The 17,279-nt window shown below is 48.8% G+C and carries 15 protein-coding genes; 11 read left to right on the top strand and 4 right to left on the bottom strand.

What is annotated here, in order from left to right; translation table 11 throughout:
- Positions 1–272: 272 nt before the first annotated feature.
- From Q6A92_RS05615 to Q6A92_RS05600, 4 genes are all read left to right on the top strand, one after another.
- Complete coding sequence (locus tag Q6A92_RS05615; RefSeq protein ID WP_332237350.1) at positions 273–1,058, top strand: threonine/serine exporter family protein; 786 nt, start codon at positions 273–275, stop codon at positions 1,056–1,058.
- Positions 1,059–1,070: 12 nt separating this feature from the next.
- Positions 1,071–1,550, top strand: coding sequence for a threonine/serine exporter family protein (locus Q6A92_RS05610; protein WP_274399233.1), 480 nt, complete (start codon positions 1,071–1,073; stop codon positions 1,548–1,550).
- Positions 1,551–1,956: 406 nt separating this feature from the next.
- The gene (locus Q6A92_RS05605) at positions 1,957–2,664 is read left to right on the top strand and encodes an acyl-[acyl-carrier-protein] thioesterase (protein WP_274399234.1); all 708 of its coding nucleotides are present in this window, start codon (positions 1,957–1,959) and stop codon (positions 2,662–2,664) included.
- Positions 2,665–3,073: 409 nt separating this feature from the next.
- Positions 3,074–3,775 carry an SGNH/GDSL hydrolase family protein gene (locus tag Q6A92_RS05600; protein WP_332237349.1) on the top strand — a complete coding sequence of 234 codons (702 nt, stop codon included), beginning with the start codon at positions 3,074–3,076 and terminating at the stop codon, positions 3,773–3,775.
- Between the two features lie 106 nt (positions 3,776–3,881).
- Here Q6A92_RS05600 and Q6A92_RS05595 read toward each other — a convergent pair whose 3' ends face one another.
- Positions 3,882–5,990: a DNA topoisomerase III gene (locus Q6A92_RS05595; RefSeq protein WP_332237348.1), complete on the bottom strand. Its 2,109-nt coding sequence runs from the start codon at positions 5,988–5,990 to the stop codon at positions 3,882–3,884.
- A 124-nt stretch (positions 5,991–6,114) separates the two neighbouring features.
- Complete coding sequence (locus tag Q6A92_RS05590) at positions 6,115–7,005, bottom strand: LysR family transcriptional regulator (RefSeq protein WP_332237347.1); 891 nt, start codon at positions 7,003–7,005, stop codon at positions 6,115–6,117.
- A 121-nt stretch (positions 7,006–7,126) separates the two neighbouring features.
- Between Q6A92_RS05590 and Q6A92_RS05585 the strand changes: the two genes are divergently transcribed.
- The 5 genes from Q6A92_RS05585 to Q6A92_RS05565 all read left to right on the top strand — a co-directional run bounded on the left by Q6A92_RS05585 (position 7,127) and on the right by Q6A92_RS05565 (position 13,386).
- Positions 7,127–8,398, top strand: a complete 1,272-nt coding sequence (locus tag Q6A92_RS05585) for an APC family permease (protein ID WP_332237346.1) — start codon at positions 7,127–7,129, stop codon at positions 8,396–8,398.
- Between the two features lie 143 nt (positions 8,399–8,541).
- Positions 8,542–8,976: an Hsp20/alpha crystallin family protein gene (locus tag Q6A92_RS05580; protein WP_274399243.1), complete on the top strand. Its 435-nt coding sequence runs from the start codon at positions 8,542–8,544 to the stop codon at positions 8,974–8,976.
- 368 nt (positions 8,977–9,344) lie between these two features.
- Positions 9,345–11,102, top strand: a complete 1,758-nt coding sequence (locus tag Q6A92_RS05575) for an ABC transporter transmembrane domain-containing protein (protein WP_274399245.1) — start codon at positions 9,345–9,347, stop codon at positions 11,100–11,102.
- Positions 11,099–12,916, top strand: a complete 1,818-nt coding sequence (locus Q6A92_RS05570; RefSeq protein WP_443029693.1) for an ABC transporter ATP-binding protein — start codon at positions 11,099–11,101, stop codon at positions 12,914–12,916. Before Q6A92_RS05575 ends, Q6A92_RS05570 begins: the two co-directional genes overlap by 4 nt.
- A gap of 158 nt (positions 12,917–13,074) precedes the next feature.
- A complete protein-coding gene (locus Q6A92_RS05565) occupies positions 13,075–13,386 on the top strand; it encodes a hypothetical protein (RefSeq protein WP_274399247.1) in 312 nt (103 codons plus the stop codon).
- A 274-nt stretch (positions 13,387–13,660) separates the two neighbouring features.
- Here Q6A92_RS05565 and Q6A92_RS05560 read toward each other — a convergent pair whose 3' ends face one another.
- Positions 13,661–14,017 (bottom strand): hypothetical protein, encoded by a 357-nt coding sequence (locus Q6A92_RS05560; RefSeq protein ID WP_332237345.1) that lies wholly within the window; start codon positions 14,015–14,017, stop codon positions 13,661–13,663.
- Positions 14,018–14,549: 532 nt separating this feature from the next.
- Here Q6A92_RS05560 and Q6A92_RS05555 point away from each other — a divergent pair.
- The gene (locus Q6A92_RS05555) at positions 14,550–14,948 is read left to right on the top strand and encodes a hypothetical protein (RefSeq protein ID WP_332237344.1); all 399 of its coding nucleotides are present in this window, start codon (positions 14,550–14,552) and stop codon (positions 14,946–14,948) included.
- A gap of 450 nt (positions 14,949–15,398) precedes the next feature.
- On the opposite strand, the gene Q6A92_RS05550 is transcribed toward Q6A92_RS05555, so the two are convergent.
- Positions 15,399–16,547 (bottom strand): mechanosensitive ion channel family protein, encoded by a 1,149-nt coding sequence (locus tag Q6A92_RS05550; protein ID WP_332237343.1) that lies wholly within the window; start codon positions 16,545–16,547, stop codon positions 15,399–15,401.
- A gap of 214 nt (positions 16,548–16,761) precedes the next feature.
- On the opposite strand from Q6A92_RS05550, the gene Q6A92_RS05545 reads away from it, so the two are divergent.
- Positions 16,762–17,145: a DUF4064 domain-containing protein gene (locus Q6A92_RS05545; RefSeq protein ID WP_332237342.1), complete on the top strand. Its 384-nt coding sequence runs from the start codon at positions 16,762–16,764 to the stop codon at positions 17,143–17,145.
- Positions 17,146–17,279 lie beyond the last annotated feature (134 nt).

Below are 17,279 nucleotides of genomic sequence, written 5' to 3'. Positions count from 1 at the left end.
CGACACCGGACTTTTTTACTCCGATCACTTGCGTCAAGCGGCATAATGACGAATGCGTGATCCCCAACATCATTTAATTATAGCATGCTTTTTTTAATTTAACATTTTCATCTATTAAAACAATGTGAATGTCTTGTTATTCCTGCGGCTGTCATATTATAATGATCATGCTTAAAAAGGCAGCCGAAAGGGGGAAAACATCCGCTGCCTGATTTCGTGACAGATCCGTTTCTCTGTACTTTTATTCTGTAAAAAGAGAGAAGTCTTTAAAAATGAATGGTTTCCACGAATCGTTCAGCAGGGACGGAAACAAGATGGGTCCTGCTCATGAAGTAGCGGCAATCTGTATGCTTGCCGGCAAGATATTGCTGCAAAACGGAGCCGAGACTTTTCGCGTCGAAGACACGATGAACCGAATCGCCAGAAGTTTTTCCGTAAATGAAGCACAAAGCTTTGTCACGCCGACAGGCATTATCTTTTCGATTGAGGACAGGGACGTGACAAAGCTTGTCCGCATTACCCGGCGCGGCACCAATCTTCGAAAAGTGACTCAGGTGAACAGTCTTTCACGGCTGATTGCCGAAGGAGCACTCAGTCCTGCCGAGGCTTATCAAAAATTAAAGGAAATCGAACAGTCCGGACATGTCTATTCGAATGGGTTGCAGATTATGGCTGCCGCTGCGGCAAGCGGCTGTTTTTTACTGATGTTTCTCGGTAAATGGGGAGACGTGCTGCCGGCATTTATCGCCGGCGGCGTTGGTCAGGCCGGGACTATTTACTTTCATCGTTTAACTAAAGTCAAATTTTTTTCTGAATTTATGTCCTCTATTTTCATCGGATTAATCGCCGTACTCAGTGTAAAGACCGGCGTCGGTTCTGAATTGAATAAAATCATTATCGGTGCCGTCATGCCGCTGGTTCCAGGGGTTGCTATTACCAATGCGGTTCGCGATATGATGGCCGGAGATCTTGTCTCCGGCCTGTCGAAAAGTGCGGAAGCAGGACTGACTGCTTTTGCCGTCGGCATCGGAATAGCGCTCGCTCTATCTCTTGATTGAGGGTGGATCACAGTGAACCTTATTTCAATACTTATCGTGCAGTCCGTTACCAGTTTCCTGGCGACTGCAGCATTCGGCATTATTTATAACATATCGTGGAAACCGCTGATTCACGGCGGATTAATCGGAATGGCCGGCTGGCTGATTTATTTTTTCCTGTATAAATGGAGCGGCAATGCTTTTGCGGCAACGTTCGCGGCTTCTTTCGCTATCGCCCTGCTCAGTCAGATTTTTGCCAGAAGGTATAAGAACCCTGTGATCGTTTACAGCGTTTCGGGAATCATCCCTCTTGTCCCCGGCGGACTTACCTATACGGTCATGAGTCAGGCTGTGGTGGATCAGTACAGTCTGGCTCTCCATCTGGCGGAAAAGACCTTTGTTCTTTCCGGCGCGATAGCCATGGGGCTGATTTTTGCCGAGGTGCTCTATCAGATTTTTAAGAAGGGCATCTCACCGGCCATGAACCGTCTGCCAAGGAATTTTCCGCATTGAAAAAATAAATTTCTTCCATCTCCTTTGTGGGATCAAATTCGCCGGATGGCCGGAAAAGAAACCGGGACGGACGGAGTTCGCCGGGCCCAGTTTAATAGGCGCACTGTGACAGGATCTTTAGCCACCGTGTGAGAAAATTCGCCCCGGCCCACCGCTGAAAGAATGGTTGCATAAGTTGAGCAGTATCTGAATAATAAGGATTTTGCGGGTCAAAAAGACTTTATTGAGGTATAGTATAATAGTAGATAAAGAAAATTTTTCCTCTTATCTGAGGGTATCATTATTCACTTTTTCGGGTTAGGGAAGAATTTCTTTTTTTTGTACGCCAAAACTCTAACCCGTAAGGATTGAGAATTTTGAAATTCACTGGACTACCATCTAATTAACTTGCAAGAGGTGAATTTTTTTGTATACTCTCAAAGATCGTGTTTGCGCCAGTCGAACGGGCGATGATGGTCGCTTAAGATTCTCGGATGCCATCGAAGTGATTCAGGATTGTTCGATGTTGTGGTTGGAATCGGAACCTTCTTTCCGTAATTTCTTGAAAGCAAACGATCTCGGTATGTTTTTAGTATCCCGGCAAGCAGACGTTCTGCGTTTGCCGGCTTACGGAGAAAAGATAACCGTCAGAACAAGTGTCTTTGATTGCGATAAATTTTCCGGCTATCGAAATACCCTGCTGTACGGTGAAGATGATCAACCTTGTGTTTTAACCTGGTGCATTGGTGCATTTGTCGGTTTAAACACAGGAAAAATGGCAAAAGTTCCTGAAGAGGAACAGGATAAAATTACGATCGATCGTAAAGTAAACATGGATTATCTGCCTAAACGAATTGCAGTACCGGATATTCACGAACAGAGCTTTGATCCCTTTATCGTTAAACGCAGCGATATTGATATGTATCACCATATGAATAATGCAAAGTATATTGAGAAGGCGATAGAGTTCCTGCCGAAAAATTTTACGATTCACCGAATGCGGATTGAGTATAAAATGCCGGCAAAGGCAGGATATACAATCTATCCGGGACGAATCCGGACTTCATCCGGGAAATGGTACATTTTGCTTCAAAATGCAAAAAACAGGCCGTATGCCATCCTGGAATTTTATTGATATTATCCTTATCCGTACTATTCTGCTTGTTTGCTTGTCTCAGGGGGAAACCGTTTTTAAAAAGGAAAATGGCGGAGGGCACCAATGAATCAGGCAGGCGGCCCGGCCCGTATGAAAAAAGGGAGAGCACGGAGACAGCAGATCGCTGTCTTCCTCCTTCTCATAACCATGCGGCAGGATCGATGCCTGATCGTCCGAATGTCTCTGGAAAAATGTTGTTCCATAGGGGACCCATCCCGAATATGTTGCCGGCCGCCAAGAAATTTTCCGCGTTAAAAAAATAAATTTCTTATAATCTTCTGTTGAATGCTGGGAAACGGCCGCTGGTTTTGTTAGTATGAAGGTAAAGAAGTCAGTCTGAATCGGGCGATCAATTTTCGCTGACGTTCCCGGCAGAGAAATTCAAGAGGTGAGCGAATTGAAAATCATATGTTTTGGAGACAGCGTGACTCGGGGGGTCACTTTTACCGGCGGAAGATTCAAAATTATTCGGGAAAATTATCCCGTACTGCTGCAGCGCCTTCTCGGCAGCGGCGATAAAGTGATCAACAAAGGTGTTTTTAACGATAATTCCGATCTGCTTGTGGAGCGCGTTGACAAAGACGTTCTGCAGCTTCATCCGGATCTGGTTCTGATCGGTATCGGAGGAAACGACTGTAATTTTCACTGGGATCAGGTGGCGCTTCTTCCTGAAGAGGAACATGTGCCGATTGTGCCGCTCAGCCGTTATCTTGAAAATATGAAGATATTGATTGAAAAAGTCAATTCGATCGGGGCAGTTCCTGTCGTTCTCAGTTTGCTGCCGCTTGATCCTGTCCGCTACTATCAGTCTTTAATGAAACGGTACAGCCACTCGATCGGGCACTGGATCAGCTACTGCGGCGGTATTGAACATTGGCACGGCATGTACAATCGCGCGTTGAAAGATTTTGTCCGCAGGACAGGTGTACCCACGATCGATATCAGATCAGCATTCAAACGGAAGGGCAGCTTTTCGGAATTAATTAATGAAGACGGGCTGCATCCGTCTGCCAAAGGGTACCGGGCGCTCGCCGAAATCGTTTCGACGTACATTCCTGAATTGCGGACCCGGGTGAAGCAGCATGCCTGATCTTATTTTCAAAGGCAGGAAAACGTCGCTAAAATAAGGGACTGCGGTCTTCCGCGGTCCCTTTTATCAGTCATTGTTTGAATTTTTCCCCGCAGAACTCTGTCGGTCAATGATCCGTTCTTTTTTCAAGAGCCGACTTTAGTGCGTCCGCCAGACTGTTCCCCAATGGTTCACTGCTGCTGTTTATCTTCTGCATCAGCTGCCGCGTTTCACGTTTGTCCGCATGCTTTTTGGCGTGCTCCGCCTTTTCTACGATGCCGCATGTTCTGCACTGAAAATAGACTCCGGCCTTGCCCTGATGGATTTCCATCTTCTTATGGCACGTCGGGCATCTGCGGTTGGACAGTTTCGGATCTTTGCGTTTTCGGTAACCGCAGGCGCGGTTAATGCACACAAGCACCCGGCCGCCGTCGCGGTCCTTGCCTTCTTTCATCGGCGAGCCGCATTCCGGGCATTTTGTTCCGGTCAGATTCTGAATTTTGTAAGATTGTTCGCTTTCTTTAATTTCCTGAACGAGCCGGACGGTCTGCTCGCGTATATTTTTAATAAAACGATCCGGGCTGCCTGTCCCCTTAGCAATATCCTCCAGCTGATTCTCCCATTTTGCCGTCAGTTCCGGCGATTTAAGGGTGGGATTGACGAGATCGATCAGCTGTCTGCCTTTGGGTGTCGGATGAAGCCTTCCGCCCGCATTCCGTTCGATTGCTTCGGATTGAAGCAGCTTCTCGATAATATCGGCGCGTGTCGCCGGTGTGCCGAGTCCGTATTTTTCCATTTTTGTCAGCAGATCGGCTTCAGAAAGGCGTGCGGGAGGTTCCGTCATTTTCTGCTGCAGCGAAACCTTGCCGATGGGAAGCGCCTGCCCTTCCCGCAGGGACCCGTGGGTCTGAGGCGCCCGTTCTTCGCCTGTTCCCACGATCCGCCTGAATCCCGGATCAATCTCAACGGTGTCCTGTATGACCAGATGCTGATTGCCGGCCGATAGAAGGGCACGGACGGATTCATATTGATGCTCCGGATAAAACAGCGCCAGGAAGCGGCGTATGACCATATCGTAAAGTTTTCGTTCATCCGCAGACAGATCGCCGATGTAAACGGGCTGTTCGGTCGGAATCAGCGCATGGTGATCGCCTACTTTTGCGTCATTGAACACATTGGCTGCCAGTACCTTGCCTTTTTGTTTGTGAAGAATCGGCCGTGTTTCCTCCCCGTAAACGGACGAAATCGCTTTTAGACGCTCAGGCATGGTCGCGGCAATGTCCCGGGTCAGATAGCGTGAATCCGTGCGCGGGTAAGTGACAATTTTGTGCCGTTCATAAAGCGCCTGCAGCACGTTCAATGTTTTCTTCGCGGAAAAACCGAGGTGCCTGTTGGCATCGCGCTGCAGTTCCGTCAGATCATAGGGAAGCGGCTGATGCTCTTTTTTCCGCCTGATCTCTAATTTGTCGACGACCGCCTGTTGTCCCTTCAGTTCTTTAACGATGGTTTCAGCTTGCTGCGGATCAAAAAGGCGGGATTGTTCCCCGTGCCGCCATGCCGCCGTATATCCTCCGATCCGGGCGTCGATCGTCCAGTAGGGCTGCGGACGAAAGGACTGGATCGTCTCCTCTTGGTCGATGATCATAGAAAGTGTCGGCGTCTGGACGCGTCCGGCGGATAAAGAGTCCTCGTATTTTGTCGTAAGCGCTCGCGAAACATTCAATCCGATCAGCCAGTCGGCCTGTGAACGGCATACGGCCGACTGATAAAGTTTATCATAATCTCCGGCAGGTTTCAGGCGGCTGAATCCATCACGGATCGCCCGGTCAGTCTGCGAAGAGATCCACAGCCGTTGGACCGGTTTCCGCCAGCCGATTTTTTCAATAATCCAGCGGGCGACGAGTTCGCCTTCCCGACCGGCATCTGTTGCGATCACAAACGTGCCGAGATCTTTGCGCTGAGCCAGCCGGCGGATCGCATGAAATTGTGCGCTCGTCTGTTTGATCGTTTTTATCTCCATTTTCTTCGGTATAATCGGCAGATCATCCATCCGCCATGTCTTGTAGCGATTGTCGTAGTCTTCAGGCATCTTGAGTTCAATCAGATGGCCGAGTGCCCACGTGACAACGTAACGGTCGCCTTCAATGTAATTTCGACTGTTATTGCGGCAGCCGAGCACGCGGGCGATTTCTCTGGCGACGCTTGGTTTTTCCGCCAAAATAAGAGATTTGGTCATATCGTGACTTCCTTTCAGGCAGCGTCTTCACGGCCGGCGGCAATAAAAATCGGCCGATCGGCAGCTGCACAATGATCATTATACAGGAACACCGGAGCGGAGAAAAACGATATTAGTCCGCAATCTAGTCTTTCAAGCTTTCCCGGGTCAGGTTCAGAAATGCGGCAAGCGCCGGGGAGAGCCACTTGTCTTTGTGGCGGACAAGATGCGAGTGAACAGATAAAGGGGTCCCTCCCCAGGGGAGCAGGGCGATCTCTCCATTCCCAAGTTCTTTCCGGAAGGTCATTTCCGGGAGAACGGCAATGCCCAGTCCGGCTATGACGCATTGTTTGATCGCCTCCACACTGGCAAACTCAAAAACATGTTCGGGGACTAAACCGCAGTTCGAAAAATCACGATCGAACTGACGGCGGTAACTGCAGTTTTTTTCGGTCAGCAGCAAGGACTCTTCGTATAAATCGGCCGGAACAACGGTCTTTTTCCTGAACAGAGGATGATCCGGCGCAGCGACGACGCCGATCGTTTCTTTTTTTAACTTTTCAATAACAAACACGTCCGGAATGAGATCGACGTCCATCAGAATTGCGGCATCCAGGCTGCCTTTCTCAAGCCGGTCAAGAATGTCGCGGTCGGAAATGCCCGGAGAGAAATGAAAGCGGACTTTGGGATAGCGGTGCCTGAAATCGGACAGGATCGGAGGGAGCCGGTAGGTGCACAGGCTTTCGGTAGCGCCGATGACCAATGTACCGGATGGTTCTTTTTCTGACATAACGGCTTTTCTGGCTTCATTTGTTAAAGAAAGAATCTGATTGGCATAGATCTGCAGTTTTCTGCCGGCATCTGTCAGTGCCAGACTTTTTCCCAATCTGTCGAAGAGCTGAACGCCGAGCTCATCCTCGAGCGACTTAATATGAGCGGTGACACTCGATTGGGCGAAGTTCAATTGCTCAGCCGTATGGGTAAAATTTAATTTTTCAGCAGCCTTCTGAAAAGTGATCAGCTGTTTGATCTCCATAATATCCCCCCTCTATCAGAATTTCCGATCGTTTTTATCGAAATAATCATCTTTACCGATTGCCTGATCACTCATATGATACAGGAAAAGCTGCCGTTTGCAAAGAACAGGAGGCAAGAAGATGAAAAAAGAGATCAAAGCAACGATTCGGCTGCCGCAGGCTGTTGCTCTCTATATTGGTGCGGTGCTTGGATCCGGTATATTAATTGTTCCGGGCCTGGCTGCACGAATGGCCGGTCCTGCTTCATTAATCGACTGGGGCTTTCTCATGGTTCTGGCTTTGCCGCTCTCTGTGTCCATGGCTTATCTCGCACAGGAATATCCAAGCTCCGGCGGAGTAGCGCATTTTGTTCGGCTGGCCTTCGGTGAACGGGCAGGATCGATTGTCGGCTGGTTTTTCCTGATGTCGGTACCGATCGGGGCTCCGGTTGCCGCATTGACAGGATCCGGTTATTTAAGCGCAGCGCTTGGACAGACTGAAACTTTCACGATTTTTATCGCCTGCCTGATTTTATTTGCCGCCGTTGCCCTGAATTATTTAGGCATGAGTCTGGCGGGGAAGATTCAGATCGCTGTGGTTGCCGGAATCCTCGGCATTCTGATTGCGGCGATTCTTGGTGCCGTCCCCCATATGAAAGTTGCCAATTTTGAGCCCTTTATGCCTCACGGTGCGGCCGCGGTGGGCAGCGCTTCAACAATCCTTTTCTGGTGTTTTATCGGCTGGGAAGCCGTCTCGCATCTGTCAGCAGAATTTGTCCGTCCTGAAAGGGACGTCATGCGGGCTACGATCCTTTCCGCCGGGCTGGTCGGAACCATTTATTTTATGACAGCGGCAGCGGTTATCGGAACAGACAGTTATCGGCAGCAGTCGCAGGCGGCTCTGGTTGCTGTCGCCAGGCTGGCTTTCGGCCAAACCGGCGGCGTCCTGATCGGTCTATCCGGTCTGCTCATCTGTCTGGCAACCGTTGTGGCTTATATCGGTGCGGCGTCAAGGCTTGGACGTGCCTTATCTGAAACCGGCAGCGCACCAGGCTGGCTGGGCCTCATTTCAAAGAAGTACGGAACACCGCTCGGCGGGCTGCTTTTTTTGAGCCTGTGCTTTATCTTCGTCATGATATTTTTCGGATTGAAGATCGTGACACTGACTGATCTAATCCAGTTGCCGAATGCGGCATTTCTATTAACGTACTTTGGCGGCTGCGCGGCCGGTGTCGTTCTGTTCAGAAACGAACGGAAAAAACGGCTGATCAGTCTGACCGCTGCGGCAGCCACCTTCATTATGATCTTCTTTATCGGCCGGGCGCTCGTCTATCCGGCAATCATCCTGGCAGTTATGCTGATCTTCAGGCTGGTCCCCGGAGCAATTGCCCGCTTCATGAGACGGATTGGCTGAAGGGCACAAAAAAAGGTCAAAATTTCCACAAAATAGTTTGACCTTATTTGACCAAAGGTCTATAATAAAAGCTGTAGGAGATAGGGATACAAAAAAACAGACATGCAAAAAATACCCTTATAACATTCGAGGAGGAATGCTTTATGGCAAATCTGTATCCAACTAAAAAAGATCGCGACGGGTTTTTTGATTTCCTGCCTTCCTGGTTTGATGAATGGGGGCACAATTTCTTCCGCAACACGGGCATTCAGCCTTTTGCGGCAGACGTTCAGGAAAAGAGCAATGCTTATGAGGTGAAGGTCGATCTGCCGGGTTTCAGCAGGGATAATATTCACCTGGACTTTGATCAGGGCGTGCTGACAATCGATGCGACCCGTGAACAGGAAACGAATGAAAAGGCGGAAGACGGCAGTTTCATCCGCAAGGAGCGCGCATCCGGATCTTATACGCGCAGATTTATGCTTGACGGGATCAAAGAAGACGAAATCAAAGCCTCATTCAAAGACGGCGTTCTTCAGGTTACACTTCCTAAGAGAGAAGAAGCGCAGAAACCGAGTAAATCCATTTCGATCGATTAAACATGAAACAGTCAGTAAAAATGGGGACCGTATTGCAGCGGTTTCCATTTTTTTGCCTTTTCATATTTACTTGGCTGATAAATCAAGATATAATGATTTCAATAATTAATAATCGAGAAGGAGGCGGGCGTCATGAAGTTGACCCCTATTACGGCTGATTGGACACAGCGGATCAGAATGTTTGCCGCTATTAGCGGACTGCCGACGCCCGGCTCCTTTTTCCGGCACGGATAACGGCTAATCATTTATTTTCTTGTCTAATAAATGATTCGTTTGTTTATTTCCTATGAGCCACAGGAGAAGAGATGGTGATTTTCTCCTGTGGCTTTTTACTGCCGGAAAGCGGCTGCATCAAGGGAGGGAATACGGTGCGTATTTTTTACGATTTGTGGTGGTTTTTCAAACAGGAAAAATTCAGATATCTGTTCGGTATTGCTTTTCTGATGCTTTCCAGTTTTCTTTCGCTGATCCCGCCTTACGTCGTCGGCATACTGGTGGACGCAATCAAGGGGAGGACGCTGACACCGTTTCTGCTGGCAGAATGGATTTTGTTTCTTGTCCTGATCGGTATTATTTATTATTGTACAGGATATTTATGGCGTCAGCTTATTTTCGGATCATCCGTCATTCTTGCAAAACAGCTTCGAGATACACTCTATACGCATTTTACGCGGCTGTCGCCTAATTTCTACCAGAAAACGCGGGTCGGAGACATGATGGCGCATGCGACAAATGATATAAATGCTGTACAGAATGCTGCGGGCGAAGGCATTCTGACGCTGGTCGATTCGATAACAATGGGCGCTATGGTGATTGTCAGCATGGCGGCGCTGATCAGCTGGAAATTAACGCTGATCGCTCTTCTCCCGATGCCGGTCATGGCAATTCTGACGATGCACTACGGCTCGCTCCTTCATAAACGATTCGGCAAGGCCCAGGCAGCTTTCTCCGATCTGAATGACAAGGTTCAGGAAAATATAGCCGGCGTTCGCGTAATCAAGGCGTTTGGCGAAGAGAATGCCCAGATCGATCGATTCAGCAGAGCCTCTCAGGACGTCGTTAATAAAAATATCGCTGTTGCGAAAATTGATTCCCTGTTCGATCCGACGATTACGCTGATCGTCGGAGTCTGCTATTTTCTCGCGCTTGCTTTCGGTTCCATTTATGTCGTGAACGGTTCACTGACGATTGGACGCCTGACCAGCTTCACGCTTTATCTCGGTCAGCTTGTCTGGCCGATGCTCGCTTTCGGATTCCTTTTCAACACGGTTGAGCGCGGCAGAGCTTCGTACGACCGGATCCGGCGGCTCCTCTCCGTGAAACCCGAGATTGTCGACAGTAAAGCCGCTCTGGACGTCATCCCGAGCGGCGACATTGATTATCGCATCGGCTCATTTTGCTATCCGGGCAGTGAAACAGCGGTTTTATCGAATATTTCCCTTACGCTGAAAAAAGGACAGACGCTGGGCATCGTCGGGAAGACAGGAGCCGGGAAGACAACCTTGCTCAGGCTGCTGCTCAGAGAGTTCGATGTGCGGGACGGGGAGATAGAGATAGGCGGAACGCCGATTAAACGGTTCACTTTGGGGGCTCTGAGAAGCGCCATCGGTTATGTTCCTCAGGATCATATCCTTTTTTCGGCGACTATTGCGGAAAATATTGCGTTTGCCCGCGCCGGTGCATCGCGGGAAGAGATTGAAAGAGCGGCCAGACTCGCCAATATTCATGAGGAGATACTGGATTTTAAAGACGGCTACGACACCGTCGTCGGAGAACGGGGCGTCACGCTGTCCGGCGGTCAGAAACAGCGTGTATCTATCGCCCGCGCCCTGCTCGCCGATCCTGAAATCCTGATCTTCGACGACTCGCTGTCTGCCGTCGATGCGCGCACCGAAGTCGCTATTCTGCAGGCCCTGAAAAGCGAAAGGCGCCATAAAACAACATTGATTTCGGCTCATCGGCTCAGCGCGGTGGAACATGCCGATTTAATCATTGTTATTGAGGACGGACGGATTGCGGAACAGGGAACGCACCGGGAATTGCTGAAAGGGAACGGGTGGTATGCCGAAATGTATGCACACCAGCAGCTGGAATCACTCGTGATGGAAGGAGGAAACCGTCTGTGAAAGAAAAAATAAAGCAGAATCGTGAAAAGATCTCAGAAGATCATGTGCTGCTGCGGCTGATGACGTACCTCAAGCATTTCAGGAAAAGTCTCGGTCTTGCCTTTATCATGCTGGTTATCGCGACCGTAGCCGACGTCCTCGGACCGATTGTCATGAAAATTTTTATAGATAATTATTTAACGCCGCGGAAATTTCCATGGCAGGCACTGACACTGCTGGCGGCACTTTTTATTGTTTTATATGCTGTATCGGCCATTTTTCATTATTTGCAGGCGCTGTCTTTTCAGAAAATCGCTTTGCATGTTATTCAGAAAATGCGCGTCGAAGTTTTCAGCAAGGTCCAGCACCTTGGCCTGACTTTCTTTGACCGGACACCCGGCGGCAGCCTCGTTTCCAGAATCACGAATGATACCGAAGCGATAAAAGATCTTTACGTGAGCGTACTCTCGACCTTCATCAGCAGCGGAATCACGATGATCGGCATTTTTACGGGCATGTTTTTTCTTGATGGCCGGCTTGCGCTGATCTGTCTCGTTCTGATGCCGTTCATTCTTATTCTGATGTGGGCCTACAGAAAACTCAGTTCTAAGGTCTACCGGGTAACCCGTGTCAAACTGAGTCAGCTCAATGCGAAGCTGAATGAGTCGCTTCAAGGGATGGCGATGATTCAGGCCATGCGTCAGGAGCGGCGCATGCGCGAAGAATTCGGCAAAATCAACAATGAACATAAAAAGGCGTTGATGAAAAGCGTGCGGCTGAACAGCCTAATGCTGCGTTCTGCTGTCTATTCCGTATATTTACTTGGACTGATTATGATTCTTAGCTTTTTCGGCATACAGTCTCTCGGCGGTGTCGTGCAAATAGGGGTGCTCTATGCCTTTGTCAACTATCTGGATCGCTTTTTTGACCCGATTAACCAGATCATGCAGCAGCTGACGTTCTATCAGCAGGCCATGGTTTCGGCGGAGCGCGTGTTCGGATTGCTGGACGAAGAGCGGACGGCTCCCGCCCGCCAGGGGACGGAGCGGCCCGCTGTCGTCAACGGGCGTGTCGAATTCAGAGATGTATCGTTTTCTTATGACAGCAAGACCGACGTACTCAAACATATTTCGTTTGTCGCCGAGCCAGGAAAGACCGTGGCGCTGGTCGGGCACACGGGAAGCGGCAAGAGTTCGATCATCAACCTGCTGATGCGCTTTTATCCGGTTGAGCGGGGCGCAGTTTACATAGACGGGAAACCGCTGAAGACTTTCTCGGACGAAGAGCTGCGCCGAAAATTGGGACTTGTCCTGCAGGATTCATTCCTGTTTGTCGGTGATGTGGCAGACAATATCCGCCTCAGCCGTCGCCAGGTCAGCGATGCAGAAGTGAAAAAAGCGGCGGAATTCGTTCAGGCCGACCCGTTCATTGAGCAGCTGCCCCGCAAATATCACGAACCGGTCGGAGAGCGCGGGGCGACTTTTTCAAGCGGGCAGCGCCAGCTTCTGTCATTTGCACGGACCATGGCGCTCAATCCGAAAATTCTGGTGCTCGATGAGGCCACCGCTAATGTAGATACCGAAACAGAAGAAGCAATTCAGGCAGCTTTGAAAAAGATGAGAGAGGGAAGGACGACGATTGCGATCGCCCACCGTCTGTCGACTGTTCAGGATGCGGATCAGATCCTTGTGCTTCATCACGGCGAAATTGTTGAACGGGGAACGCATCAGTCGCTTCTGAAAGAAAAAGGGCTTTATTTCAATATGTATCAGCTTCAGCATGGAAAAGAAAAGCCGAACGAATCGATTGTCGTCCGCTCATCGTCCGATCGTTAACTTTGCCGGAGAAGAGCAGGGAAAGAGCAGGGAAAACGGCTTCTCAATGTATAAACGGCCGGAACGGCTGGCTCTTCCGTATCCATGAGAATATGACATATAATAAGGATAGTGATAGAAAACCTGCGAAGAAATTGAGCAAGAGGTGGTTTTTTATAATGGCAAAACAAATCGTATCGATCAAAGTCCCGATCAAGTCGGTCAGTGCCCTGACATTAAAACGTGCCTTGCGCCTATATGAGACAATTAAAAAAAGCCGCAGTACTGCGTATTTCTCTGCTAATGAAAAAACTTTTTGTATAAATGATTTGCCGGAGACGATAAAATTTCTTTCCTCTCTTCAAGGGAAGGAGATACTGCTTATTATAGAAGGCGAAGACGCGGATGCACTGTACCGGAGAATTCTGGATTCAATCAAACTCCTGAGAGAAAATGCACGCGAGAATCCCGGCCTATATCGTCAGGAATGACCACTGGATAGAAGACGCGGCCGGAGGCAGTTTCCGGTCTATTAGTAAAGGAATCATCGAAAAGCGGAGACGGAAGGGTCCCGCTTTTTTGGTTTTTTATGGATGAAATGTATGCGCTTAATAAAGTTGTTTCAAAAATTCACGTCATAAAGTATTATACCTTACCTAAGGTAACTCATGGCGTGTTTTTTATTACCATTTATCAGAGGTGGGAGATGGCTAAAAGTAAGGATTCATGGTGATTTTTTCATTTGAAAAAATGCTGGAATAGCTGTTATATAAAAAAGTTGTTTCCTGAAAAAGTGTTGTTGCGCAGTAGGGCCGTCCTGCTGACATCAATAGGAATGAAGTGAAAGGCTGTAGAAATATGGAACAAATGAATTTTTTGCCATGATTCAGCCGAATTAGGAGGTGAGTCCGGCGCCATTGGGGCACAACGACCGATAAACGAGGTGCGCTGACCGATGAAATTGCCGTGCTGACCGATAAACCTCTCTTTTAACGTTTCGGTGCGTCTTTTCAGCATTTCGGATCGGCTTTCTTCCGATTCGGAGCGAGTTCTGATCGATTGGGCGCGAGTTTCTGGCATTTCGGAGCGACATTTTAGTGATTCGGTGCGGCTTTCTCTCATTTCGGTGCGACTCAAACTCGATTCGGTGCGACTGATAGTTTTTTTCAGTTCCGACTCTACCTTTTTTGATTGGGTGCAGTTCTCTAAATCCGATCGGACTGTGCACGGAATTCGTCAACTGCACAACAGTCTGCTTTCTTAATTATAGAGTAGTAAAGGACTTTTTTGTCACGAAATCTGTGGGCGAACAAAAGAATTGCTGCATGAGTAAACAACTATTTTCTCTAATCGATTTGTATTTCAGTGTGAGAATGCTATTTTGCGCTGTCCTGAGTAAACAGCTTTATTTGTATTTATCATGCAAAAAATAGTCCCGTGTTTTTTGCAGACGGCCGAATGCTCTTCTTATTGAAGGCATGTTCCCCTTTTAATAAACATACATTCGAAGTGAAAAGACTGTCGTCTGCAGAAAGAATAAGCGATTTTTCAATCGTGCAAAACGGCGTTCTTTCTGATCGATGCCATCGGCGGCCGGATCATCGGACAACACGGCTTTTTCCGATAAGCATGATCCGCGGCAAAGGAGGAAGTCATGAGCGATCGGAAACTTGCTGAAAAAATCATAGGAACCATGGGTACCGTTCTTGCAGCTCTTCAGGCATTTTTCGGGCTTTTCCTGCTGATTGCCCTCAGGTTCCCGGCGACGCATGCGGGTGTTGTAAGAAGCGCCGGCATGGCGAATGTTTTCGGAGCGTCGGACAGCCTGAACGCATTCAGCGTGCAGGCTGTAATTGCGGGTACCGTCTCATTCGCCGTCGCCGCAGCCGCGCTTTTTATTTTGAATGATAAAAAAGGGACACTGACGGGCATGATGCTGATCCTTGCAGGGGCAGAAAATAGTGTGGTCCTTTTTGCCGCGGGTCTTCCGGCCGGACTGGTTCTGATGGCTGCAGGAATGATTGCCTTGCTCAGAAGGACGGGTACTGAATAGGGCGCGAACTGCATCGGCATTAAAATGCCGGGCTGCTGGAAACCGGGAAAAACAAGATTGTCATTCAATAGTTAGAGAGCCTGCCCGACCACGTGCACATGATGATGAGTTTTCCACCTAACAGGACGCCGTTATCCATGGTTAAATCATTTTAAAGGGGCACTGGTTCAGGCAATATCCTGAAACCAGGCAGAAACCTTGGGGCCATCTCCGGTCACCCGGTTATTTCATGAGCCCCCCGGGCGATGTGTCGAAGGAGAGGGAGCCGGATATATTGAAAATCAGTTAACTGAATACAACAACGGATGCCCGAGACGTTGATTCATTCCGGCACTCAAGTACCGGGTTTTCTCAACTCAACCGGCGTCCTGTATAAAAAGATCACGCACCCGTTTGCAGGAGATCAGCTGCAGACGGATGCGCTTTTTGCCTGTCCAAAAACCGGACGGCCTATTTTCTGGATCTGAGCTGTACCGTTTCGGTCAGATTTTTGTCATCTGAAGCCGGTTTGACCGGAAGCACAAGTTTCTGTTTCGGTTTGCTCTGATCGGCGTCTGAAATCGTTCGCGGGAAAACTTTTGCCAGGCTAATGCCTTGTTTTTCCAACAGGCCGAGAATAGCCAGATTGTACTTTTCTTTCACTTTCATCCACTCTTCATATTCGGTGGTCGGAATAAAAAATTGCACGATTAAATTCTTGCTGGATGAAGTGATCCGGTCGAGATAGACCATCAGTCCGTCCTTAAGGATCTGCGGATCGTCGGAAAGAAGGCGGCGGACAGCCTGAATACAGATCGTCAGCTGTTCATTCGTCGTCTCAAGATCAAGCTGAACGTTCAGCGAAATCCGTCGTTTTTCCATTTTCGACAGATTGGTGATCGGCTGATTGGCAAGGGTGGAATTCGGTACGGTAACAAGCGCCTGCTCCGGCGTGCGGATCCTTGTCGATCGGAAGTTAATATCTTCAACGACCCCCTCAATGGTTCCGGTCTGGATCAGATCGCCTATCGTAAACGGCGCGTCGGTGATAATCACAAAACCGCCGAACAGATTGCTTAAAGTGTCCTTTGCCGCCATCGCAATGGCAAGCCCGCCAATTCCAAGTCCGGTGATCAGCCCGGTCACATGATAATTCCACTGTTCCAGAATCAGCGCGGCTGTCAGCACGACAACGATGAACTTGGTCAGCTTGGAAAGAAATGGAATGATGATATTATTAAACTGCAGGTCGAAACGGTCGCCCATCCTGTTGAAAAATATCCCGATCGCGTCGGAAAAAAGAAAGAAGCCCCAGCCAATCGAGAAAGTGGCGGCCGATTTGTACAAGAGCGAGAGGGCTGCTTTCCAATGGGCCGGCATCGGCAAGTAGGAGAGAGATAAATAGATGCCGGTCATGACGAGAATGAATATAATCGGCTTGCGAAACGCTGAGAACAGCGCTTCGTCGATCCGGCTTTTGCTCATCCTCGCAATTTTTGCAGTGAACTTCAGAAAGTACTTGGAAAACAGTTTTCCTGCCAGAATAAACATAAGAAAAATGGCGACGGCGATCGTTCCGTCAATCCATGTAATATTTGTCAGCCAAACAAAATTGTTCAAGATGATTTCACTCCGCGAAAAAATTTACTAGTTATTTATTATCATAACATGTTAGAGTTCGGAGCGCATGTGCAGAAATAAAACCTCTTGATTGACAGCAGACAATTGACTTCTGCCTTTATACTTTTATATGAGCGTGAAGCCGCGGCCGAATAGGGCAGGCGGTTTATTTACGGAGATATTTTTGAATTGATGAATCGAGGAGGCCTTTATAATGAAAAGAACCGGCGAATTTGTTCAATCTATTCTGGCAGCCGCTATTAATTTCCTGGCGCTGTTCTACGGAGCCCGTGCCCTGACGGTGAATCCGTCCGTCCTGAAACAGCAGCTCAGAGCCGCAGGATCCGCTCCGGATTCACAGGATATTAATAACGCAATCCACTTGTTTCATACTGGCGGATCCGTTCTCATCATTCTGTCAATTGTCAGCATCATTCCGGCAGGGATTGCCCTCATTCTTCTAAAGCGCAGCCATCCGAAACTCGGGGGATGGCTGTTGATCTTGTCCGGTGCGGCGAGCCTGATCGAAATCGTTCCGGGCATTCTCTATATCATTGCAGGAATCATGGCTTTGGTCAGGAAGCCGGCGCCTCAATAAGCTGTCCATGCCCATCGCGGATTTTAAGGGGGGAGGTTTTGAAAAATGACGGGAAAAAAGAACAGCGGCCGCGTACCCTTAAAAGCAGAAAAACGGTTCTGTCACACAAGGGGGCGACGGAGCCGTTTTTCTGT

This window comes from Sporolactobacillus sp. KGMB 08714, from assembly GCF_036598985.1.
GTDB lineage: Bacteria > Bacillota > Bacilli > Bacillales > Sporolactobacillaceae > Sporolactobacillus.
The sequence above is the reverse complement of the archived record's forward strand: the minus strand, read 5'-3'. Positions and strand labels throughout refer to the sequence as shown.